The sequence below is a fragment of the Vagococcus fessus genome, from assembly GCF_003987565.1.
In the GTDB taxonomy this organism is placed as follows: Bacteria; Bacillota; Bacilli; order Lactobacillales; family Vagococcaceae; genus Vagococcus_D; species Vagococcus_D fessus.
In genome coordinates this window covers 742,915-763,013 of sequence record NZ_NGJY01000002.1, presented here as the reverse complement: position 1 = coordinate 763,013, position 20,099 = coordinate 742,915, and the positions used below count along the sequence as shown (strand labels likewise).

The following is a 20,099-nucleotide window of genomic DNA, read 5'->3' as shown; positions in this document are numbered from 1 at the left end:
TTTTTGTAAGTAAGAATACTTTAATTTTTAATAAAAAAACGCTATTCTATTACAGTAGAAAAGAAAGAAGGGTTTATATGGAAAATTTTAATTTTTATGCGCCAACAAGTATTCATTTTGGTAAAGGGGAAATAAAAGAATTAACAAAGATTATCTCAGAAATCGGTAAAAATGTATTATTGGTTTATGGCGGTGGAAGTATTAAAGTTAATGGGATTTATGATGAAGTTTATCGTTTATTGCCAGATTCTGATTTTACGATTACTGAATTAGCAGGAGTAGAACCAAATCCGAGAATTGATACGGTTCGTAAAGGCGCAGCTTTGTGTCATGAGAATAATATAGATGTAGTATTAGCAGTAGGTGGTGGTTCGACAATTGATTGTTCAAAAGCGATTGCGGCGGCTTATTATTATGAAGGTGATCCTTGGGACTTTACTCAAGATAGAAGCCTTGTTCAAAAAGCATTACCGTTAGTTACGGTGTTAACGATGGCGGCAACAGGTTCAGAGATGAATATGGGCTCGGTATTAACTAACCCGGAAACAAATGAAAAATTAAGTACGGGAGGAGTAGCTATGATTCCTCGTGCTTCTATTTTAGACCCAGAGTATACTTACACAGTATCAAAATGGCAAACAGCGGCAGGCTCAGCGGATATAACGAGTCATTTACTAGAAAGTTATTTTTCACAAAATACGGAAGCGGTTGTACAAGATAGAATGGCTGAAGGGATTATGAAAACAGTTATTAAGTATGCTCCTATTGCACTAGCAGAACCTAATAATTATGAAGCTCGTTCTAATTTAATGTGGTCAAGTTCACTTGCGTTGAACGGTTTAACAAGAGCAGGTAAAAAAGGGACATGGTCGTGCCATGCGATAGAGCATGAGTTAAGTGCGTATTATGACATTACGCATGGTATTGGGTTAGCGATTATAACACCGCGTTGGATGCTACATGTTTTAAATGATCAAACAGTTACTAAATTTGTTGAGTACGCTGAAAATGTATGGGGAATCGATAGTAATGGAAAAGATGCTTTTGATGTTGCTAAAGAAGGTATTCAAGCGTTATATGATGCTTTTGTTTCATGGGGGATTCCAATGACCTTGCCAGAAGTTGGCATAGATAAAGAAAAAATACGTTTGATGTCTGAAAAAGCGATAGAACATAGTACATTAGCTACAACCGCTTATGTTCCATTAACAGCAGATGATGTAGAAGAAATTTTATTAAATTGCTTCTAAGAATAATAAAAACAGCCCCGTTGAATTCATTGTACACTGTACATGAATTCAACGGGGCTGTTTTTATATGTGTCTCAATCTATGGGATCAGTTCACCCTAAAGGAGAGTTTTTTATTATAGGTAATATTTGTTTGAAACGCTTAGATCATCGTTTAGTTCATAGACCAAAGGTTGACCAGTTGGGATTTCTAAGCCCATGATGTCATCATCAGAAATATTTTCAATATGTTTAGCAAGTGCACGTAAAGAATTTCCATGAGCAGCGACTAAAACAGTATCTCCCTTTAATAGGCTAGGGGCAATCTTATCTTCCCAGTAAGGAATGGCTCTTTCAAGTGTTACCTTAAGATTCTCACCACCTGGAATTGTACGACGTTCTAAGTTATCATAACGTCGATCTTGAGTTGCTGATGCGGGATCGTCACTAGCTAATAAAGGTGGAAGTGTGTCGTACGATCTTCTCCATTGTTGAACTTGCTCGTCTCCGTATTTCTCAGCAGTCTCTTTTTTGTTTAGACCCTGTAAAGCTCCATAGTGTCTTTCATTAAGGCGCCATGATTTATATTCAGGAACCCAAAGTTGGTCAGATTCTTCTAAAACGTAATGACAGGTTTTAATTGCACGTTTTAGGACCGAAGTGTAAGCGACATCGAGATTGATGCCAGCTTCTTTAATTTTTTTACCAGCATTTTTAGCTTCCTCAATACCTTTTTCGCTTAAATCGACATCAACCCACCCTGTAAATTGATTAAGAGCATTCCATTCACTAAGCCCATGTCTTACAAAAATTAGTTTTCTCATAATGTTGCCTCTTTCTATCAATTAAATGACGGTTATTTACAACTCTATTTTAACGCTATTCATAAATAAGTGCCAATGATAAGAGTTTTGAGTAATAAAAAAACATCATGACTAATCATGATGTTTAAAGGCTAGGTAGTAAAGTCCGCTAACCATAACGGCCCCACCAATAATATTGCCAGCATATACAGGAATAACATTTTGAATAAATTGTAACCATGTGGCATTCCCTTCAAAAATTGCTGCAGGGATAACAAACATATTAGCAACACTATGTTGGAATCCAATAGCAACGAAGGTCATAACAGGGAACCAAATACCTAAAATCTTGCCAGCACTATCTTTTGCTCCGTAGCATAACCAAAGTGATAGACCTACGAACCAATTACACCCAATGCCAGAAATAAAAGCTTGTAAAGGCGTTGCAGCAATTTTAGACTGAGCAACTGTGGCTGTTTCTTCTAGGAAATGACCCGCAGTTGTTAAGCTAGTCACATGACCAAAGAAGTATGCAACAAATAGGGCTCCTAAAAAGTTTGCAAATGTAATAGTTAGCCAATTGATAGCAAGGTCTTTTCCAGAAACTTTTTTATCGAACCAAGCGACAGCAACAGCCATCATATTTCCTGTGATTAATTCACCACCACCTAATAGAATAACGATTAGACCGATAGGGAATACACAAGCTCCGATAAATGATGCAAAACTACCCCATTGTTCGGCAACAGAAGAGATGACACGAATATAGCCAAGATAGCCAAGTGAGATCATCGCTCCACCGATAAAACCTAAAATAAGTTTAGCTAATAGGGGTTTTGCAATTTTTTTAGTGCCCATTTCAATACTTTTTTCTAAAATTTCATCTGGTGAATACATAAATAAAAACTCCTTTACACTTTGTGAATAAGTTATCTTACTGACTTATTATAATATAGTACAAAGGAGATTAAAAGAGTGTTTGTGTATATTGTCACATTAGTTTAACGAGAAACGTTCACTGTTTCGGGAGAAGTACCTTTACCAATGATAACCATATCAACAATATCTAAGAAAAGACCGTGTTCTACAACGCCAGTCAAAGTATCTAACCATGAAGCAAGTGATTTAACTTTATCATTTGGAATAGTTTCCATATGTAAATCAATGATGTAATTATTGCTGTCTGTTTTTAAAATTTCATTTTCTGCTGTTAGGCGAAGTTTTGGATTTAGTCCTTTTTCCGCGAATTTTTTAAGCAATTGTTGAGAACCATAAGGAATAACTTCTACAGGTAAAGGGAATTTACCGAGAGCCTCAACCATTTTAGATTCATCAACGATCCAAATGTTTTTGTTAGAATTGCTAGCAACTATTTTTTCAAATAAAAGTGCAGCACCGCCACCTTTGATACCTTGATAGTCAGAGCTTATCTCATCCGCGCCGTCAATTGTGATATCTACATAAGGAACTTCATCGATACTTTTTAATGGGATATTTAATCCTAATGCTTGTTTTTCTGTAGCTTTAGATGTTGTAACACCAGTAATAGATAGACCTTCTTCGGCGATACGACGACCGATTTCTTCAACTAAATAGTACGCAGTTGATCCTGTACCAAGCCCAACAATCATACCATCGGTTACATGTGTAGCAGCTTCTATTCCGACCATTTGTTTTAAATTCATTTTAGATTCCTCCTATTATATAAAAGTAAAATTAACTACAATGAACATTATATAATTCTTTATGTGACAAGCATAGGCAAATGAAGCAATTAAAAAAATATATTGAAAGAGGTTGACAGTTTTTCCGAAAACATGGTATTATCTAAACGGTGCTTAAAGTACAGTCGATTTGAATACTGTCCACGTAGCATTTTTGAGATGAAACTAGCAAGTTAGCTTGCTTATTTTTATCAAAAAAAATGACCCACCAGGATGTGTGGGACTAGAAAACCCTTTAGGGAAGGAGGAAATTAGAATGCCAACGATTAATCAATTAATTCGTAAATCTCGTCAATCAAAAGTAACTAAATCAGGTTCTCCTGCTTTAGGAAAAGGCTATAACAGCTTGAAAAAATCTCTAACAAATACAAACGCTCCTCATAAACGTGGAGTATGTACACGTGTGGGTACAATGACACCTAAAAAACCCAACTCAGCGTTACGTAAATACGCTCGTGTTCGTTTGTCTAATAACATTGAGGTTACTGCTTACATTCCAGGTATCGGACATAACTTACAAGAACATAGTGTTGTCTTGATCCGTGGAGGACGTGTAAAAGATTTACCAGGGGTTCGTTACCATATCGTACGTGGTGCGCTTGATACTGCCGGTGTTACTGACCGTAAACAAAGCCGCTCTAAATATGGTGCTAAAAAACCTAAACCACAAAAAGCTTAATTATAAGCAACTACAAATAAACTAAAAAATTCAGAATCGGAAGGAGGAATTTGGAATGTCAAGAAAAGGTCCAGCTCCAAAACGTGAAGTTTTACCTGATCCAATTTTCCAATCAAAAGATGTAACTCGTTTAATCAACCGTATTATGATTGATGGTAAACGTGGGACTGCGGCGAACATTATCTATAACGCCTTTGATATTATTAAAGAATCTACAGGAAATGAGCCAATCGAAGTTTTCAACCAAGCGATGGAAAACATTAAACCTGTATTAGAAGTAAAAGCTCGTCGTGTGGGTGGTTCTAACTACCAAGTGCCAGTTGAGGTTCGTCCAGAACGTCAAATGACATTAGCACTTCGTTGGTTAGCTAACTATGCTCGTTTACGTGGTGAACATACTATGGAACAGCGTTTAGCTAAAGAAATCATGGATGCTGCTAACAACACTGGTGCTTCAGTTAAAAAACGTGAAGACACTCATAAAATGGCAGATGCCAACAGAGCGTTCGCTCATTACCGTTGGTAAAATAATCCTCTCTGTTTCTTCCGGGTGCTTCTTTGCGCTGGGAAGATTCAGATGGTTGACTTGATTTACTAAGAAACATTTATCACAAGAGAGGAGAAATTAAAATGCCTAGAGAATTTACCCTAGATAAAACTCGTAATATCGGTATCATGGCCCATATTGATGCTGGTAAAACAACAACAACTGAACGTATTTTATACTACACTGGTAAAATTCATAAAATTGGAGAAACTCATGATGGAGCTTCTCAAATGGATTGGATGGAACAAGAACAAGAACGTGGTATCACAATTACTTCAGCGGCAACAACAGCTTCATGGAAAGGCCACCGTGTAAATATCATCGATACTCCTGGACACGTAGACTTCACTGTTGAAGTTGAACGTTCATTACGTGTATTAGATGGTGCTGTTACAGTACTTGATGCGCAATCAGGTGTTGAGCCACAAACAGAAACAGTATGGCGTCAAGCAACTACTTACGGAGTTCCTCGTACAGTATTCATTAATAAAATGGATAAAATTGGTGCGGATTTCTTATACTCAGTAAGTACGTTACATGATCGTTTACAAGCTAATGCAGTGCCAGTTCAATTACCAATCGGTGCAGAAGATGAGTTCACTGGGATTATCGACTTAATCACAATGAAAGCTGAAATGTACACTAACGATTTAGGTACAGATATTCGCGAAGAAGAAATTCCGGCTGAATATTTAGAGCTAGCTACTGAATGGCGTGAAAAATTAGTTGAAGCTGTAGCTGAAACTGATGAAGAATTAACAATGAAATACTTAGAAGGCGAAGAAATCTCAATTGAAGAATTAAACGCGGCTATCCGTCGTGCGACAATCAATGTTGAGTTATTCCCAGTTTACTGTGGATCAGCTTTCAAAAATAAAGGGGTTCAATTAATGCTTGATGGCGTTATTGACTACCTACCAGCACCAACAGACGTTGCTGCTATTACAGGTATTAACCCTGATACTGACGAAGAAGTGGTTGTACCATCTACTGATGATGCTCCGTTCGCTGCGTTAGCATTTAAAGTTATGACTGACCCATTCGTAGGTCGTTTAACATTCTTCCGTGTTTATTCAGGTGTTTTACAATCTGGTTCATACGTGAAAAATGCTTCTAAAGGGAAACGTGAACGTGTAGGACGTATCTTACAAATGCACGCTAACTCTCGTGAAGAAATTTCAGAAGTATATGCAGGGGATATCGCTGCTGCTGTTGGTCTTAAAGATACAACAACAGGAGATACTCTATGTGACGAGAAGAACCTAGTTATTCTTGAATCAATGGAATTCCCAGAGCCAGTTATCGAAGTTGCTATTGAGCCTAAATCAAAAGCTGACCAAGATAAAATGGGTACTGCTTTACAAAAATTATCTGAAGAAGATCCAACATTCCGTGCATCAACAAACCCTGAAACTGGTGAAACAATTATCGCTGGTATGGGTGAGCTTCACTTAGACGTTCTTGTAGATCGTATGCGTCGTGAGTTCAAAGTAGAAGCTAACGTAGGTGCTCCTCAAGTTTCTTATCGTGAAACTTTCCGTGCTCCTGTTACTCAAGCTGAAGGTAAATTTGTACGTCAGTCTGGTGGTAAAGGTCAATACGGACATGTTTGGGTTGAATTTACTCCAAACGAAGAGGGTGCTGGGTTTGCATTCGAAAATGCTATCGTTGGTGGGGTTGTTCCTCGTGAATATATTCCAGCAGTTGAAGCGGGCTTAAGAGCATCTATGGATAATGGTGTATTAGCTGGTTATCCTTTAGTTGATATTAAAGCGAAACTTTACGATGGTTCATACCATGATGTCGATTCTAATGAAACTGCATTCCGTGTTGCTGCTTCTATGGCGCTTAAAGCTGCTGCTAAAAAAGCTCAACCTGCAATTTTAGAACCAATTATGGGTATTGAAATTGTTATCCCTGAAGATTACTTAGGTGATATCATGGGACACGTAACGTCACGTCGTGGCCGCGTTGAAGGTATGGAAGCTCGTGGGAACTCTCAAGTAGTTCGTGCTATGATTCCATTAGCTGAAATGTTTGGTTATGCAACTACATTACGTTCTGCGACTCAAGGTCGTGGTGTCTTCACAATGACATTTGATCATTACGAAGATGTACCGAAATCAGTACAAGAAGAAATCATTAAGAAAAATGGCGGTTCTAACTAGTTGACTTCTCTTGTCAATTTAGTAGGTTATCGTGTAAAATTGTAATAACGATGTCAGGATTAACCTGTCTCGAAATAAAAAAATAACATTCCTAGGAGGAACTTAAAATGGCTAAAGAAAAATTTGACCGTTCAAAACCACACGTAAACGTTGGTACAATCGGACACGTCGATCATGGTAAAACTACTTTATCAGCTGCTATCGCAACTGTATTATCAAAAAAAGGATTCGGTGAAGCTCAAAACTACGCTGATATCGATAACGCTCCAGAAGAAAAAGAACGTGGTATCACAATCTCAACTTCTCATATCGAATATGAAACAGAAAACCGTCACTACGCTCACGTGGATTGCCCAGGTCACGCGGATTACGTTAAAAACATGATCACTGGTGCTGCACAAATGGATGGAGCTATCTTAGTAGTATCTGCTGCTGATGGTCCAATGCCACAAACTCGCGAACACATCTTACTTTCTCGTAACGTTGGTGTTCCATACATCGTTGTATTCTTAAACAAAATGGATATGGTTGATGATGAAGAGTTATTAGAATTAGTAGAAATGGAAGTTCGTGACTTATTAAGCGAATACGATTTCCCAGGAGACGATACTCCAATCGTTGCTGGTTCTGCTCTTAAAGCCCTAGAAGGCGAAGAAATGTACGAAGATAAAATCATGGAATTAATGGCTGAAGTTGATGCTTACATCCCAACTCCAGAACGTGACCATGACAAACCATTCATGATGCCAGTAGAGGATGTATTCTCAATTACTGGACGTGGTACTGTTGCGACAGGCCGTGTTGAACGTGGTACTATCTCAGTTGGTGACGAAGTTGAATTAGTGGGTATCGCTGAAGAAACTGCTAAAATCACTGTTACTGGTGTTGAAATGTTCCGTAAATTATTAGATTACGCTGAAGCTGGCGATAACATCGGAGCTTTATTACGTGGTGTTGCACGTGAAGATATCCAACGTGGTCAAGTATTAGCTGCGCCTGGAACAATCACTCCACATACTCAATTTAGTGCTGAAGTTTATGTACTATCAAAAGAAGAGGGTGGACGTCACACTCCATTCTTCACTAACTACCGTCCTCAATTCTATTTCCGTACAACTGACGTAACTGGTGTTATCGAGTTACCAGAAGGTACTGAAATGGTAATGCCTGGTGATAACGTTACTATCGACGTAACTTTAATTCACCCAATCGCTATCGAAGAGGGAACTCGTTTCTCTATTCGTGAAGGTGGACGTACTGTTGGTTCAGGTGTTGTATCTGAAATCACTAAATAATCTATCTTTAAAACCAAGAGCTTTTGCTCTTGGTTTTTTTTGTTGTTTATGCATGGCTTATGGTGTAAAATGTAGTGGATTGCATTTAAAAAGAAAGAGGTAATAATAATGGGGAAGTTTAAAAACGGATTACTTGTTACTGTATCAGGTGCATTTGCTGTTGGATCTTTGCTGCTAGGTACAACGTATTATAATTCGAATGTTAAGGGTGAAGAGGTATCAAAGAATAAAGTTAAAGTTATCAAGACAACTGAAACAAAGAGTGAGAAAAAAGATAATAATAAGATAGATAAGATATTTTTAAATTCTAAAAAGATTTTCTTAGCCAAAGATATCTCAATTGAAGCAATTGAAGCATTGGAAAAAGAGTCTGATGAACTATCGTCTTCTGAGAAGAAATTGCTAAAAAAAGCTAAACAAAAATGGGAGATACAAAATACCTTAAATGGCATGTTTGAGACACCTGTACTAGTCGGTGATAAGTATATAGAAGAATCTGCTGTTAAAGAGGGTGTAACACCTGATAAATTAGAAAAACTAAATAATAAAATTCAAAAATTAGAAAATGACGATTTTAAGGACAAAGTTATAGAAATAAGAATGTTTCTAGAGGGTTTTATAGGTTATTCGGTTGGAGCGAATAGTGAAACAAAAGAAACAGAAACAAAACTAACAGAAACAGAAGTTCAAGTAACAGAAACAAATACCAAAGTAAAAGAAACAGAGACGCAAATGACAGAAACTCAATCAATAGAAACGAGCATCACAGAACCGACAGGTATATTAGATGAGCAAATCGACGAACAACAAGTTAATCAAGGTCATGTAGGAGAGGTTACTGAGAATAACGATGAAAATACAGTCGAGGCTCCTAGTAATGATTTTTAATTTATTAAAAAAAAGCTTGCGTATAAGCTTTTTTTTTAGTATACTAGCTAAGGTGCTGCTATTATATAGCGGTCACGAGTGGGGATGTTAGTAGAAACCCTGCGGCTGAGAAGCGAGAGGTTGCGACACACCCGGACGCATTGCCATGGGAGGCTGTGTCGGTATTTTCGTGGAGCTATGTCTACTTTTCAAAATAGGCGAAGGAGGGAACAAAAATGGCAAAACAAAAAATTCGTATCCGTTTAAAAGCGTATGAACACCGTATTTTAGATCAATCTGCGGAGAAAATCGTTGAAACAGCGAAAAGAACTGGAGCTGATGTATCAGGTCCGATTCCGTTACCAACAGATCGTTCAGTTTACACTGTAATCCGTGCGACTCATAAGTACAAAGATTCTCGCGAACAATTCGAAATGCGAACTCACAAACGTCTGATTGACATTGTGAACCCAACACCAAAAACAGTTGATGCTTTAATGAAGCTTGACTTACCAAGCGGTGTGAATATTGAAATCAAGTTATAAAAATTAAATGGATGGAGGTGCACTCATGACTAAAGGAATCTTAGGAAAAAAAGTAGGAATGACGCAAGTTTTCACTGAAAATGGCGAGTTAATCCCAGTTACTGTAATCGAAGCTACTCCGAATGTTGTTTTACAAGTTAAAACAATGGATACAGATGGTTACGAAGCAGTTCAATTAGGTTATCAAGACAAACGTGAAGTCTTAGCGAACAAACCGGCGAAAGGTCATGTTGCAAAAGCAAACACGGCTCCTAAGCGCTTCATTAAAGAGTTTAAAGATGTTGAGCTAGGAGATTACGAAGTAGGTAAAGAAATCAAGGTAGATATCTTCGAAGCAGGAGACATCATTAACGTTACAGGAACAACTAAAGGTAAAGGTTACCAAGGCGTTATTAAACGTCATGGTCAATCTCGCGGACCAATGAGTCACGGTTCTCGTTACCACCGTCGTCCTGGGTCAATGGGTCCAGTAGATCCGAATAGAGTATTTAAGAACAAAAAATTAGCTGGTCAAATGGGTGGCGATCGTGTCACTATTCAAAATCTAGAAGTTGTACGTGTAGATCTTGAAAAAAATGTTATCTTAATTAAAGGTAATGTACCAGGTTCTAAAAAATCATTAGTACAAATCAAATCAGTGAAAACTGGGAAATAATTGTTGAAGAGAGGAGGACTAAGGAATGCCAACTGTAGCATTATTTAAACAAGATGGATCAAAAAACGGAGTTGTAGAGTTAAACGATACAATTTTCGGAATTGAGCCTAACGAAAGTGTTGTATTTGATGCAATCATCATGCAACGTGCTTCATTAAGACAAGGAACTCACGCGGTTAAAAATCGTAGTGCTGTTCGCGGCGGTGGACGTAAACCATGGAGACAAAAAGGAACTGGACGTGCGCGTCAAGGTTCTATCCGTTCACCACAATGGCGTGGCGGTGGAGTAGTCTTCGGACCGACACCACGTTCATACAGCTACAAACTTCCTAAAAAAGTTCGTCGTTTAGCAATCAAATCTGTATTATCAGAAAAAGTTGCTGAAGAAAAATTTGTTGTTGTTGACGCTTTAGGCTTTGACGCACCAAAAACAAAAGAATTTAAAGAGGTTTTAGCAAAATTAGATGTAACAACTAAAGTTTTAGTCGTTTTAGAAAGCGGCAATGACTTCGCAGCGTTATCAGCTCGTAACTTACCAAACGTATCTGTTGTAGAAGCAGACAACGTAAGCGTGTTGGATGTAGTAGCTAACGATAAAATGTTAATTACTCAAGCTGCTCTTACTCAAGTAGAGGAGGTGCTTGCATAATGGAATTACTAGATGTAATCAAACGCCCAGTTATCACAGAAGCTTCAATGTTAGCTATGGACGAGAAAAAATACACATTTGATGTGGATACTCGTGCTAACAAAACTCACGTGAAACAAGCAGTAGAGGCTGCGTTTGATGGTGTTAAAGTTAAAAACGTAAACATCATGAACGTTAAACCAAAATTAAAACGCATGGGTAAATATGCAGGATATACAAAAAAACGTCGTAAAGCTATCGTGACGTTAACTGAAGAATCAAAAGAAATTCAATTGTTTGACGCTGAATAATTCAGGTCAAGACTCTAATTTTTAAATAGGAGGGAACATAGACGTGGGAATTAAAAAGTATAAACCAACCACTAACGGCCGTCGTAATATGACAGGTTCTGATTTCGCTGAAATCACAACTTCAACGCCCGAAAAAACGTTATTACAACCACTTAAAAATAATGCTGGTCGTAACAACAACGGACGTATTACTGTACGCCATCAAGGTGGCGGGCACAAACGTCAATACCGCGTGATTGACTTTAAACGTAACAAAGACAACGTTGTTGGACTTGTTAAAACAATCGAGTATGATCCAAACAGATCTGCTAATATCGCTTTAATCCACTATACAGATGGTGTGAAAACATACATTTTAGCACCAAAAGGATTAGAAGTAGGAATGCAAGTTGTATCAGGCGATACTGCTGATATCAAAATTGGTAACGCGTTACCATTAGCAAACATTCCAGTTGGTACAGTTATCCACAATATCGAAATGAAACCAGGTAAAGGCGGACAATTAATCCGTTCTGCTGGTACTAAAGCACAAGTTTTAGGTAAAGAAGGTAAATACGTATTAGTTCGCTTGAATTCAGGTGAAGTTCGTATGATCTTAGCTACTTGTCGTGCTTCAATCGGTGCTGTAGGTAATGAACAACACGAATTAATCAACATTGGTAAAGCCGGCCGTAGCCGTTGGATGCGCAAACGTCCTACTGTACGTGGTAGCGTAATGAATCCGAACGATCACCCACACGGTGGTGGTGAAGGTAAAGCTCCAATCGGACGTCCTAGCCCAGTTACACCTTGGGGTAAACCAACGCTTGGTTATAAAACTCGTAATAAGAAAGCTGCATCTGACAAACTTATTGTTAGACGTCGCAAAACAAAATAAAACACTCGTGGCTTAAAGCCATATAATTTGAGAGGAGGTTCACCATGGGCCGTAGTTTGAAGAAAGGACCTTTTATTGATGAGCATTTAATGAAAAAGGTTGAAGCTCAAAAAGATTCTGAAAAGAAAAGTGTTATTAAAACATGGTCACGTCGTTCAACGATTTTCCCTAACTTTGTAGGGTTCACAATCGCTGTTTATGACGGACGTAAACATGTTCCAGTCTATATTCAAGAAGACATGGTAGGACACAAATTAGGTGAATTTGCACCAACAAGAACATATCGTGGACACGTTGTTGACGATAAAAAAACAAAACGCTAATTATTGAGGGGAGGAATTTCAAATGTCAGAACAAATTACTTCAGCAAGAGCAACTGCAAAAACAGTTCGTACTTCACCTCGTAAAGCGCGTATTACGATCGATTTAATCAGAGGGAAAAGCGTAGCAGAAGCTATTTCAATCTTAAAATTCACACCGAACAAACCGGCTGGAATTATTGAAAAAGTATTGATGTCAGCTGTTGCCAATGCAGAAAATAACTATGATTTAGACGTTGAGAATTTGGTAGTATCTGAAGCATTTGTTAACGAAGGACCAACGATGAAACGTTTCCGTCCTCGTGCGAAAGGTTCAGCATCACCAATCAACAAAAGAACAAGTCACATTACAGTAGTAGTGACTGAGAAGTAAAAGAAGGAGGGACAATCAGTGGGTCAAAAAATACATCCTATTGGACTTCGTGTCGGCGTCATCCGTGATTGGGACGCTAAATGGTATGCTGAAAAAGAGTATGCTGAATATTTACACGAAGATTTAAAAATTCGTAAATTTGTCTCATCTAGACTAGCCGATGCCGCTGTTTCAAAAGTAGAAATCGAACGCGCTGCAAAACGTGTGAACGTATCTCTACACACAGCTAAACCAGGAATGGTTATTGGTAAAGGTGGATCTGAAGTTGAGAACATTAGAAAAGAACTAGTTAAATTAACTGGTAGAAAACCTAATGAAATCCATATTAATATTGTGGAAATTAAAAAACCAGATTTAGATGCTAAATTAGTAGCAGAAGGAATTGCTCGTCAATTAGAAAATCGTGTGGCTTTCCGTCGCGCACAAAAACAAGCAATCCAACGTACAATGAGAAGTGGAGCACAAGGGATCAAAACTCAAGTTTCTGGTCGTTTGAACGGTGCAGACATTGCCCGTGCTGAAGGTTATTCAGAAGGAACTGTTCCATTACATACATTACGTGCTGATATTGACTATGCATGGGAAGAAGCAGATACAACATACGGAAAACTAGGAGTTAAAGTGTGGATCTATCGCGGAGAAATTCTTCCTGGTATGAAAAACACTGAGAAAGGAGGGAAATAATCATGTTAGTACCTAAACGTGTGAAACACCGTCGTGAGTTTAGAGGTAAAATGCGCGGAGAAGCTAAAGGTGGTAAAGAGGTAGCATTTGGTGAATACGGTTTACAAGCTGTTGAATCAAAATGGATTACTAACCGCCAAATTGAAGCATCACGTATCGCAATGACACGTTATATGAAACGTGGCGGGAAAGTATGGATTAAAATTTTCCCTCATAAATCATATACATCGAAAGCAATTGGCGTTCGTATGGGTAAAGGTAAAGGAGCTCCTGAAGGATGGGTTGCACCAGTTAAACGTGGAAAAATCATGTTTGAAATTGCTGGCGTACCAGAAGAAGTTGCTCGTGAAGCATTAAGACTTGCTTCTCACAAATTACCTGTTAAAACTAAGATTGTAAAACGTGAGGAAATGGGTGGTGAATCGAATGAAGGTTAAAGATATCAAAGCGTTAACCACTGCCGAAATGCTTGAGAAAGAAAAGGAATTTAAAGAAGAATTATTCAACTTAAGATTCCAACTTGCTACAGGTCAGCTAGAAAACACTGCGCGTATTCAAGAAGTGCGTAAATCGATTGCACGCATTAAAACAGTGTTGCGTGAACAAGAAAAGTAACATTGGAAGGAGGCCATTAGACGAATGACTCAAGATCAAGAAAGAAATCAACGTAAAGTTTACCAAGGACGCGTTGTTTCAGACAAAATGGATAAAACTATCGTTGTTGTTGTAGAAACTCGTAACGCTCATAAAAAATATGGTAAACGTGTTAAATATTCAAAGAAATACAAAGCGCATGATGAGAACAATGTTGCTAAAACAGGAGACATCGTGAAAATTATGGAAACTCGTCCATTATCCGCTACAAAACGTTTCCGTTTATTAGAGGTCGTTGAAGAAGCAGTTATTATCTAAGCGAGATTTTCCTATATAGATTGAAGCTTAAAATCTGAAAGGAGGATACTATAGTGATCCAAACAGAAAGTCGTTTGAGAGTAGCTGATAACTCAGGTGCTCGTGAAGTACTAACAATTAAAGTGTTAGGCGGATCAGGACGTAAAACAGCTAATATCGGTGATATCATCGTAGCTACGGTTAAACAAGCAACACCAGGTGGAGTTGTTAAAAAAGGTGAAGTCGTTAAAGCTGTTATTGTAAGAACTAAAACTGGAGCTCGTCGTAATGACGGTTCATATATCAAATTTGATGAAAATGCTTGTGTTATTATCCGTGACGACAAGAGTCCTCGTGGTACACGTATTTTCGGACCAGTTGCTCGTGAATTACGTGATGACAACTTCATGAAAATTATTTCACTTGCACCAGAAGTTTTATAATCAATTCTTGTCAAAAGGAGGTGCGAAACAATATGTTTGTTAAAAAAGGCGATAAAGTTAAAGTTATCACTGGTAAAGACAAAAACAAAGAAGGCGTAGTATTAACTGCGTTTCCTAAAAACGATCGTGTTATCGTTGAAGGTGTTAACATGATTAAAAAACATCAAAAGCCTAGCGCTGCAGCTCCGCAAGGAGGCATCGTCGAAACAGAAGCATCTATTCATGTTTCTAACGTGATGGTAATTGATCCATCAAACGGAGAACCAACAAGAGTAGGTTATAAAGAGATCGATGGTAAAAAAGTACGTGTTTCTAAGCGCACAGGTGAAGTATTAGATAAGTAGTAAAGAACGGAAGGAGGGACCTACAGAATGAACCGCCTAAAAGAAAAATATGTTAAAGAAATCACTCCGTCATTAATGGAGAAATTTAATTACACATCAGTTATGCAAACACCAAAAGTTGAAAAGATTGTTATCAACATGGGTGTTGGTGATGCTGTAACTAACGTTAAAAACTTAGATAAAGCCGTAGAAGAGTTAACTAAAATTTCTGGTCAAAAACCAGTAATTACAAAAGCTAGAAAATCTATCGCTGGTTTCCGTCTACGTGAAGGTATGCCTATCGGCTGTAAAGTAACTTTACGTGGCGAAAGAATGTACGAATTCTTAGACAAACTAGTAACAGTTTCTCTACCTCGTGTACGTGACTTCCATGGTGTAAGTAATAAGTCATTTGATGGCCGTGGTAACTATACTATGGGTGTTAAAGAACAATTAATCTTCCCAGAAATCGATTACGATTTGGTAGATAAAGTACGTGGTATGGACATCGTTGTTGTTACAACTGCTAACACAGATGAAGAATCACGTGAATTATTAACTCAACTTGGAATGCCATTCCAAAAATAATTAAAGGAGGCGAACTACTTGGCTAAAAAATCAATGATTGCTAAAAACAAACGTCCAGCAAAATTCTCAACACAAGCTTATACACGTTGCGAACGTTGTGGCCGTCCACATTCAGTTTATCGTAAATTTAAACTTTGCCGTATTTGCTTCCGCGAACTTGCCTATAAAGGACAAATTCCCGGCGTGAAGAAAGCTAGCTGGTAACAAAAAACCCGCATAAAGGAGGTAAATAGTTCAATGGTCATGACAGATCCAATCGCAGATTTTCTAACTCGCGTGCGTAATGCCAACATGGTTAAGCACGAAATGTTAGAAGTGCCTGCTTCAAAAATTAAATTTGATATCGCTGAAATCTTGAAACGTGAAGGTTTCATTCGCGACGTAGAAAAAATTGAAGATGATAAACAAGGCATCATTCGCGTATTCTTGAAATACGGTAAAAATGAAGAGCGTGTTATCACAAACTTAAAACGTATCTCTAAACCAGGTTTACGTGCTTATGTTAAAGCTGATGAAGTACCTAAAGTATTAAACGGTTTAGGTATCGCTATCATCTCAACTTCTGAAGGTGTTATCACTGACAAAGAAGCAAGAGAACGTAATATTGGTGGAGAAGTTATCGCATACGTGTGGTAATTGAAACAAATTAGAAGGAGGTGTCTTGAGTGAGCCGTATTGGTAATAAAGTAGTCATTATTCCTGCAGGTGTTACAGTAACACAAAATGGAAATGACGTAACAGTTAAAGGACCCAAAGGTGAATTAACTCGTACTTTTGTAAGCAACATTACTATGAACATCGAAGGTAACGAAGTGACATTTACTCGTCCAAACGACAATAAAGAAAACCGTGCATTACACGGAACAATGCGTGCCAACTTCAACAACATGGTTGTTGGTGTAAGTGAAGGGTTTGAAAAAGCTTTAGAACTTATCGGGGTTGGTTACCGTGCACAATTACAAGGTTCAAAACTTGTACTTAACGTTGGATATTCACATCCAGTTGAGTTTGTTGCTCCAGAAGGCGTAACAATTGAAGTTCCTGCAAACACTAAAGTTATTGTTAAAGGTGCTAACAAAGAACACGTTGGCGAATTAGCAGCTAACATTCGTGGAGTACGTCCTCCTGAGCCGTATAAAGGTAAAGGAATTCGCTATGAAGGTGAATTTGTAAGACGTAAAGAAGGTAAAACAGGTAAATAATAGATGATAGAGGTTAATCATACTTTGTTTAAAACAGGTAAGATTCCTCATCAACTTTATTTATACATTATATTAAGAGGTGACAATTGTGATTTCAAAACCAGATAAAAATAAAGTACGCTTAAAAAGACATGGTCGCGTACGTGCGAAAATCTCTGGTACTGCTGAGTGCCCACGCTTGAACGTTTTTCGTTCTAACAAAAACATCTACGCGCAATTAATTGATGACGTAGCGGGTGTGACGCTAGCAAGTGCCTCTACCTTAGATAAAGATATTTCAGGTGGAAACAAAACTGAATTAGCTTCAGCTGTTGGCGGTTCAATCGCTAAAAAAGCAACTGAAAAAGGAATTAAAGAAGTAGTTTTCGACCGTGGTGGATACTTATATCACGGACGTGTTGCAGCATTAGCTGAAGCAGCGCGTGAAAACGGACTTGAATTTTAGTAGAAGGAGGAACACCATTCATGGTTTATATTGATCCAAAAGGTTTGGAATTAGAAGACCGCGTTGTTGCGATCAACCGTGTAACAAAAGTTGTTAAAGGTGGACGTCGTCTACGTTTCGCTGCTTTAGTTGTGGTTGGTGACAGAAACGGTCACGTAGGATTTGGTACTGGTAAAGCTCAAGAAGTTCCAGAAGCAATCCGCAAAGCTATTGAAGATGCTAAGAAAAACTTAATCGAAGTACCAATGGTTGGTTCAACAATCCCTCATGAAGTAATCGGAAGTTATAGCGGTGGACGTATCATGATGAAACCTGCTGTTCCCGGTGCTGGGGTTGCCGCTGGTGGTCCAGTTCGTTCTGTATTAGAATTAGCTGGTGTAGCTGACGTAACTAGTAAATCATTAGGTTCTAACACACCTATCAATGTTATTCGTGCAACTGTAGAAGGTTTAGCTCGTTTAAAACGTGCTGAAGAAGTTGCTGAATTACGTGGTAAAACTGTAGAAGAAATTTTAGGATAAGGGGGACATAATAATGGCTGATTTAAAAATTACTTTAAAACGTAGCGTTATCGGACGTCCTCAAAACCAAAAAGATACAGTTAAAGCTTTAGGTTTGAAAAAAACTAACAGCTCAGTGGTTAAGCCTGATAATGTTGCAATTAAAGGTATGATCAATACTGTTTCACATTTAGTGGACGTTGAAGAAGTTTAATTTTTTTGAATTACTAAAAGAGGAGGTGCCAAATAAATGAAACTTCATGAGTTAAAACCTTCAGAAGGTTCAAGACACGTACGTAATCGCGTAGGTCGCGGAACTTCATCTGGTAATGGTAAAACAGCAGGACGTGGACAAAAAGGTCAAAAATCTCGTTCAGGTGGTGGCGTACGTTTAGGATTTGAGGGTGGTCAAACACCGTTATTCCAACGTTTACCAAAACGCGGCTTTACAAACATTAACCGTAAAGAATTTGCAATTGTTAACTTAGACACATTAAACAAATTCGAAGATGGAACAGAAGTAACACCAGCATTACTTGTTGAATCTGGAATTATCAAAGATGAAAAAGCAGGTATTAAAGTATTAGCTAAAGGTGAATTGACTAAGAAATTAACAGTGAAAGCTGCTAAATGCTCTAAGTCTGCACAAGCTGCTATTGAAGCTGCCGGTGGATCAATCGAGGTGATCTAATGTTAGGACTATTGAAAGATGGTTTTAAGGTTAAAGATATTCGTAAGAAGATTTTTTTCACATTATTCATCTTGCTTGCTTTTAGAGTAGGTGCTCATATCACCGTTCCTGGTGTGGATGCACGTGCTTTAGCAAAATTAAGTGAGAACCCGTTGTTCACAATGATGAATACGGTAAGTGGTAGTGCTATGGAAAATTTCTCGTTGTTTGCAATGGGTGTTTCTCCATATATTACAGCTTCTATTGTCATTCAGTTGTTACAAATGGACATTGTACCGAGATTTGTAGAGTGGTCTAAACAAGGTGAGGTCGGTCGTCGCAAATTGAATCAAGCTACACGTTATTTAACATTAGTTCTTGGATTTATCCAATCTATTGCTATAACTGCTGGTTTCAATCAATTTAGTGCGTCAGGTTTTAATTTTGTTGAAAAACCAAATGCTATGACTTTCATTACAATTGGTATTATTTTAACAGCAGGAACAATGTTTGTTACTTGGATGGGTGAACAAATAACTGATAAGGGTATTGGTAATGGAGTATCAATGATTATCTTTGCAGGTATTATTTCTAGATTACCATCTGGTATTAAAGGTATTTACGAAGATTACTTTGTAAATGTCGATAAGTCAGATATTTGGAAATCTGTATTGTTTATTATTGCATTACTTGTATCAATTCTTTTAATAGTGACCTTTGTTACTTACGTTCAACAAGCTGAACGTAAAATATCTATTCAATATACAAAACGTGTTGCAGGTGCGCCACAAAGTAGCTATTTACCGTTAAAAGTAAATGCAGCTGGTGTTATTCCAGTAATCTTTGCTAGTTCACTTATCTCAACACCAAGTGCTATTATGCAATTATTTGCAAGCACTAAAGGAGATCAACAGTGGTTTAAAGTGTTGTCTCAATTATTTAACTATTCAACCATTCCTGGTGGAATATTCTATACTGTACTAATCGTAGCATTTACTTTCTTTTATGCATTTGTACAAGTTAACCCTGAAAAAGTGGCAGAAAACTTACAAAAACAAGGAAGTTACATCCCAAGTGTTAGACCTGGTAAGGGGACGGAAGATTACATTTCTTCTCTATTATTACGTCTGAGTACTGTTGGATCTATTTTCCTTGCTGCTGTAGCGATTCTTCCAATTATTGCTCAAAATGTTTGGGATTTACCTAAATCAATTGGTTTAGGTGGTACTAGTCTTTTGATTGCAATAGGTGTTGCACTTGAAACAACTAAGCAGTTAGAAGGTTTACTAATGAAACGTCAGTATACTGGATTTATCGTCAAGTAAGAGATTTG

General features: G+C 37.8%; 31 protein-coding genes. 28 read left to right on the top strand and 3 right to left on the bottom strand.

The annotated features are described in order from the left end of the window. Window positions 1-77: 77 nt before the first annotated feature. Entirely contained in the window at window positions 78-1,250 is a 1,173-nt protein-coding gene (locus CBF31_RS07965; protein WP_126831851.1) for an iron-containing alcohol dehydrogenase, read from the top strand. Window positions 1,251-1,365: 115 nt separating this feature from the next. On the opposite strand, the gene gpmA is transcribed toward CBF31_RS07965, so the two are convergent. The 3 genes from gpmA to rpiA form a co-directional block, all read right to left on the bottom strand. Then, window positions 1,366-2,052, bottom strand: coding sequence for a 2,3-diphosphoglycerate-dependent phosphoglycerate mutase (gene gpmA, locus CBF31_RS07960; protein WP_126831850.1), 687 nt, complete (start codon window positions 2,050-2,052; stop codon window positions 1,366-1,368). Window positions 2,053-2,163: 111 nt separating this feature from the next. Then, window positions 2,164-2,928 carry a formate/nitrite transporter family protein gene (locus CBF31_RS07955; protein ID WP_126831849.1) on the bottom strand — a complete coding sequence of 255 codons (765 nt, stop codon included), beginning with the start codon at window positions 2,926-2,928 and terminating at the stop codon, window positions 2,164-2,166. A 104-nt stretch (window positions 2,929-3,032) separates the two neighbouring features. Further along, window positions 3,033-3,716 (bottom strand): ribose-5-phosphate isomerase RpiA, encoded by a 684-nt coding sequence (gene rpiA / locus CBF31_RS07950; RefSeq protein WP_126831848.1) that lies wholly within the window; start codon window positions 3,714-3,716, stop codon window positions 3,033-3,035. Window positions 3,717-4,011: 295 nt separating this feature from the next. Between rpiA and rpsL the strand changes: the two genes are divergently transcribed. From rpsL to secY, 27 genes are all read left to right on the top strand, one after another. Continuing rightward, window positions 4,012-4,434 (top strand): 30S ribosomal protein S12, encoded by a 423-nt coding sequence (rpsL, locus tag CBF31_RS07945; RefSeq protein WP_126831847.1) that lies wholly within the window; start codon window positions 4,012-4,014, stop codon window positions 4,432-4,434. 55 nt (window positions 4,435-4,489) lie between these two features. Next, window positions 4,490-4,960 (top strand): 30S ribosomal protein S7, encoded by a 471-nt coding sequence (gene rpsG / locus CBF31_RS07940; protein WP_126831846.1) that lies wholly within the window; start codon window positions 4,490-4,492, stop codon window positions 4,958-4,960. A 104-nt stretch (window positions 4,961-5,064) separates the two neighbouring features. Continuing rightward, the gene (gene fusA, locus CBF31_RS07935) at window positions 5,065-7,149 is read left to right on the top strand and encodes an elongation factor G (protein WP_126831845.1); all 2,085 of its coding nucleotides are present in this window, start codon (window positions 5,065-5,067) and stop codon (window positions 7,147-7,149) included. A 107-nt stretch (window positions 7,150-7,256) separates the two neighbouring features. Beyond that, a complete protein-coding gene (gene tuf / locus CBF31_RS07930; RefSeq protein ID WP_126831844.1) occupies window positions 7,257-8,444 on the top strand; it encodes an elongation factor Tu in 1,188 nt (395 codons plus the stop codon). Between the two features lie 108 nt (window positions 8,445-8,552). Further along, a complete protein-coding gene (locus CBF31_RS07925) occupies window positions 8,553-9,332 on the top strand; it encodes a hypothetical protein (protein ID WP_126831843.1) in 780 nt (259 codons plus the stop codon). Window positions 9,333-9,547: 215 nt separating this feature from the next. After that, window positions 9,548-9,856, top strand: a complete 309-nt coding sequence (rpsJ, locus tag CBF31_RS07920) for a 30S ribosomal protein S10 (protein WP_126831842.1) — start codon at window positions 9,548-9,550, stop codon at window positions 9,854-9,856. A 25-nt stretch (window positions 9,857-9,881) separates the two neighbouring features. Next, the gene (gene rplC / locus CBF31_RS07915) at window positions 9,882-10,511 is read left to right on the top strand and encodes a 50S ribosomal protein L3 (protein WP_126831841.1); all 630 of its coding nucleotides are present in this window, start codon (window positions 9,882-9,884) and stop codon (window positions 10,509-10,511) included. A gap of 25 nt (window positions 10,512-10,536) precedes the next feature. Further along, window positions 10,537-11,160 carry a 50S ribosomal protein L4 gene (gene rplD / locus CBF31_RS07910; RefSeq protein ID WP_126831840.1) on the top strand — a complete coding sequence of 208 codons (624 nt, stop codon included), beginning with the start codon at window positions 10,537-10,539 and terminating at the stop codon, window positions 11,158-11,160. Beyond that, on the top strand, window positions 11,160-11,450 hold the full coding sequence (locus CBF31_RS07905) for a 50S ribosomal protein L23 (RefSeq protein ID WP_126831839.1): 291 nt from the start codon (window positions 11,160-11,162) through the stop codon (window positions 11,448-11,450). Before rplD ends, CBF31_RS07905 begins: the two co-directional genes overlap by 1 nt. A 43-nt stretch (window positions 11,451-11,493) precedes the next feature. Next, window positions 11,494-12,327 carry a 50S ribosomal protein L2 gene (gene rplB, locus CBF31_RS07900; RefSeq protein ID WP_126831838.1) on the top strand — a complete coding sequence of 278 codons (834 nt, stop codon included), beginning with the start codon at window positions 11,494-11,496 and terminating at the stop codon, window positions 12,325-12,327. 44 nt (window positions 12,328-12,371) lie between these two features. Next, window positions 12,372-12,650, top strand: a complete 279-nt coding sequence (gene rpsS / locus CBF31_RS07895; protein WP_126831837.1) for a 30S ribosomal protein S19 — start codon at window positions 12,372-12,374, stop codon at window positions 12,648-12,650. A gap of 22 nt (window positions 12,651-12,672) precedes the next feature. Continuing rightward, window positions 12,673-13,020 carry a 50S ribosomal protein L22 gene (gene rplV, locus CBF31_RS07890; protein ID WP_126831836.1) on the top strand — a complete coding sequence of 116 codons (348 nt, stop codon included), beginning with the start codon at window positions 12,673-12,675 and terminating at the stop codon, window positions 13,018-13,020. A gap of 18 nt (window positions 13,021-13,038) precedes the next feature. Beyond that, window positions 13,039-13,704 (top strand): 30S ribosomal protein S3, encoded by a 666-nt coding sequence (gene rpsC, locus CBF31_RS07885; RefSeq protein ID WP_126831835.1) that lies wholly within the window; start codon window positions 13,039-13,041, stop codon window positions 13,702-13,704. A 2-nt stretch (window positions 13,705-13,706) separates the two neighbouring features. Further along, window positions 13,707-14,141: a 50S ribosomal protein L16 gene (gene rplP, locus CBF31_RS07880; RefSeq protein WP_126831834.1), complete on the top strand. Its 435-nt coding sequence runs from the start codon at window positions 13,707-13,709 to the stop codon at window positions 14,139-14,141. Beyond that, on the top strand, window positions 14,131-14,319 hold the full coding sequence (rpmC, locus tag CBF31_RS07875) for a 50S ribosomal protein L29 (protein ID WP_126831833.1): 189 nt from the start codon (window positions 14,131-14,133) through the stop codon (window positions 14,317-14,319). The genes rplP and rpmC overlap by 11 nt, the downstream gene beginning before the upstream one ends. A gap of 24 nt (window positions 14,320-14,343) precedes the next feature. After that, window positions 14,344-14,616 carry a 30S ribosomal protein S17 gene (gene rpsQ, locus CBF31_RS07870; protein ID WP_126831832.1) on the top strand — a complete coding sequence of 91 codons (273 nt, stop codon included), beginning with the start codon at window positions 14,344-14,346 and terminating at the stop codon, window positions 14,614-14,616. Between the two features lie 53 nt (window positions 14,617-14,669). After that, window positions 14,670-15,038 (top strand): 50S ribosomal protein L14, encoded by a 369-nt coding sequence (gene rplN, locus CBF31_RS07865; protein ID WP_126831831.1) that lies wholly within the window; start codon window positions 14,670-14,672, stop codon window positions 15,036-15,038. Window positions 15,039-15,070: 32 nt separating this feature from the next. After that, window positions 15,071-15,382: a 50S ribosomal protein L24 gene (rplX, locus tag CBF31_RS07860; RefSeq protein WP_126831830.1), complete on the top strand. Its 312-nt coding sequence runs from the start codon at window positions 15,071-15,073 to the stop codon at window positions 15,380-15,382. Between the two features lie 27 nt (window positions 15,383-15,409). Beyond that, complete coding sequence (rplE, locus tag CBF31_RS07855; RefSeq protein WP_126831829.1) at window positions 15,410-15,949, top strand: 50S ribosomal protein L5; 540 nt, start codon at window positions 15,410-15,412, stop codon at window positions 15,947-15,949. Window positions 15,950-15,967: 18 nt separating this feature from the next. Further along, window positions 15,968-16,153: a type Z 30S ribosomal protein S14 gene (locus tag CBF31_RS07850; RefSeq protein WP_010052071.1), complete on the top strand. Its 186-nt coding sequence runs from the start codon at window positions 15,968-15,970 to the stop codon at window positions 16,151-16,153. Between the two features lie 33 nt (window positions 16,154-16,186). Beyond that, the gene (gene rpsH, locus CBF31_RS07845; RefSeq protein ID WP_126831828.1) at window positions 16,187-16,585 is read left to right on the top strand and encodes a 30S ribosomal protein S8; all 399 of its coding nucleotides are present in this window, start codon (window positions 16,187-16,189) and stop codon (window positions 16,583-16,585) included. Between the two features lie 29 nt (window positions 16,586-16,614). Beyond that, window positions 16,615-17,151, top strand: coding sequence for a 50S ribosomal protein L6 (gene rplF / locus CBF31_RS07840; protein WP_126831827.1), 537 nt, complete (start codon window positions 16,615-16,617; stop codon window positions 17,149-17,151). 88 nt (window positions 17,152-17,239) lie between these two features. After that, window positions 17,240-17,596 carry a 50S ribosomal protein L18 gene (gene rplR / locus CBF31_RS07835; protein WP_126831826.1) on the top strand — a complete coding sequence of 119 codons (357 nt, stop codon included), beginning with the start codon at window positions 17,240-17,242 and terminating at the stop codon, window positions 17,594-17,596. Between the two features lie 20 nt (window positions 17,597-17,616). Continuing rightward, a complete protein-coding gene (rpsE, locus tag CBF31_RS07830; RefSeq protein WP_126831825.1) occupies window positions 17,617-18,117 on the top strand; it encodes a 30S ribosomal protein S5 in 501 nt (166 codons plus the stop codon). Between the two features lie 13 nt (window positions 18,118-18,130). Beyond that, window positions 18,131-18,310: a 50S ribosomal protein L30 gene (gene rpmD, locus CBF31_RS07825; protein WP_126831824.1), complete on the top strand. Its 180-nt coding sequence runs from the start codon at window positions 18,131-18,133 to the stop codon at window positions 18,308-18,310. A gap of 36 nt (window positions 18,311-18,346) precedes the next feature. Continuing rightward, entirely contained in the window at window positions 18,347-18,787 is a 441-nt protein-coding gene (gene rplO / locus CBF31_RS07820; protein ID WP_126831823.1) for a 50S ribosomal protein L15, read from the top strand. Further along, the gene (gene secY, locus CBF31_RS07815; RefSeq protein WP_126831822.1) at window positions 18,787-20,091 is read left to right on the top strand and encodes a preprotein translocase subunit SecY; all 1,305 of its coding nucleotides are present in this window, start codon (window positions 18,787-18,789) and stop codon (window positions 20,089-20,091) included. Before rplO ends, secY begins: the two co-directional genes overlap by 1 nt. Window positions 20,092-20,099: the final 8 nt, after the last annotated feature.

Excerpts from the sequence above, each read along its gene's own strand:
- rpmC (WP_126831833.1), top strand. The coding sequence starts at position 14,131 with ATGAAGGTTAAAGATATCAAAGCGTTAACCACTGCCGAAATGCTTGAG.
- rplD (WP_126831840.1), top strand. The coding sequence starts at position 10,537 with ATGCCAACTGTAGCATTATTTAAACAAGATGGATCAAAAAACGGAGTT.
- CBF31_RS07955 (WP_126831849.1), bottom strand. The coding sequence starts at position 2,928 with ATGTATTCACCAGATGAAATTTTAGAAAAAAGTATTGAAATGGGCACT.
- rpsE (WP_126831825.1), top strand. The coding sequence starts at position 17,617 with ATGGTTTATATTGATCCAAAAGGTTTGGAATTAGAAGACCGCGTTGTT.
- tuf (WP_126831844.1), top strand. The coding sequence starts at position 7,257 with ATGGCTAAAGAAAAATTTGACCGTTCAAAACCACACGTAAACGTTGGT.
- rpsG (WP_126831846.1), top strand. The coding sequence starts at position 4,490 with ATGTCAAGAAAAGGTCCAGCTCCAAAACGTGAAGTTTTACCTGATCCA.
- rpiA (WP_126831848.1), bottom strand. The coding sequence starts at position 3,716 with ATGAATTTAAAACAAATGGTCGGAATAGAAGCTGCTACACATGTAACC.
- rpmD (WP_126831824.1), top strand. The coding sequence starts at position 18,131 with ATGGCTGATTTAAAAATTACTTTAAAACGTAGCGTTATCGGACGTCCT.
- rplP (WP_126831834.1), top strand. The coding sequence starts at position 13,707 with ATGTTAGTACCTAAACGTGTGAAACACCGTCGTGAGTTTAGAGGTAAA.
- rplX (WP_126831830.1), top strand. The coding sequence starts at position 15,071 with ATGTTTGTTAAAAAAGGCGATAAAGTTAAAGTTATCACTGGTAAAGAC.
- rpsH (WP_126831828.1), top strand. The coding sequence starts at position 16,187 with ATGGTCATGACAGATCCAATCGCAGATTTTCTAACTCGCGTGCGTAAT.
- rplE (WP_126831829.1), top strand. The coding sequence starts at position 15,410 with ATGAACCGCCTAAAAGAAAAATATGTTAAAGAAATCACTCCGTCATTA.
- CBF31_RS07965 (WP_126831851.1), top strand. The coding sequence starts at position 78 with ATGGAAAATTTTAATTTTTATGCGCCAACAAGTATTCATTTTGGTAAA.
- rplC (WP_126831841.1), top strand. The coding sequence starts at position 9,882 with ATGACTAAAGGAATCTTAGGAAAAAAAGTAGGAATGACGCAAGTTTTC.
- CBF31_RS07925 (WP_126831843.1), top strand. The coding sequence starts at position 8,553 with ATGGGGAAGTTTAAAAACGGATTACTTGTTACTGTATCAGGTGCATTT.
- rpsS (WP_126831837.1), top strand. The coding sequence starts at position 12,372 with ATGGGCCGTAGTTTGAAGAAAGGACCTTTTATTGATGAGCATTTAATG.
- gpmA (WP_126831850.1), bottom strand. The coding sequence starts at position 2,052 with ATGAGAAAACTAATTTTTGTAAGACATGGGCTTAGTGAATGGAATGCT.
- CBF31_RS07905 (WP_126831839.1), top strand. The coding sequence starts at position 11,160 with ATGGAATTACTAGATGTAATCAAACGCCCAGTTATCACAGAAGCTTCA.
- secY (WP_126831822.1), top strand. The coding sequence starts at position 18,787 with ATGTTAGGACTATTGAAAGATGGTTTTAAGGTTAAAGATATTCGTAAG.
- rplV (WP_126831836.1), top strand. The coding sequence starts at position 12,673 with ATGTCAGAACAAATTACTTCAGCAAGAGCAACTGCAAAAACAGTTCGT.
- fusA (WP_126831845.1), top strand. The coding sequence starts at position 5,065 with ATGCCTAGAGAATTTACCCTAGATAAAACTCGTAATATCGGTATCATG.
- rpsL (WP_126831847.1), top strand. The coding sequence starts at position 4,012 with ATGCCAACGATTAATCAATTAATTCGTAAATCTCGTCAATCAAAAGTA.
- rpsQ (WP_126831832.1), top strand. The coding sequence starts at position 14,344 with ATGACTCAAGATCAAGAAAGAAATCAACGTAAAGTTTACCAAGGACGC.
- rpsJ (WP_126831842.1), top strand. The coding sequence starts at position 9,548 with ATGGCAAAACAAAAAATTCGTATCCGTTTAAAAGCGTATGAACACCGT.
- rplO (WP_126831823.1), top strand. The coding sequence starts at position 18,347 with ATGAAACTTCATGAGTTAAAACCTTCAGAAGGTTCAAGACACGTACGT.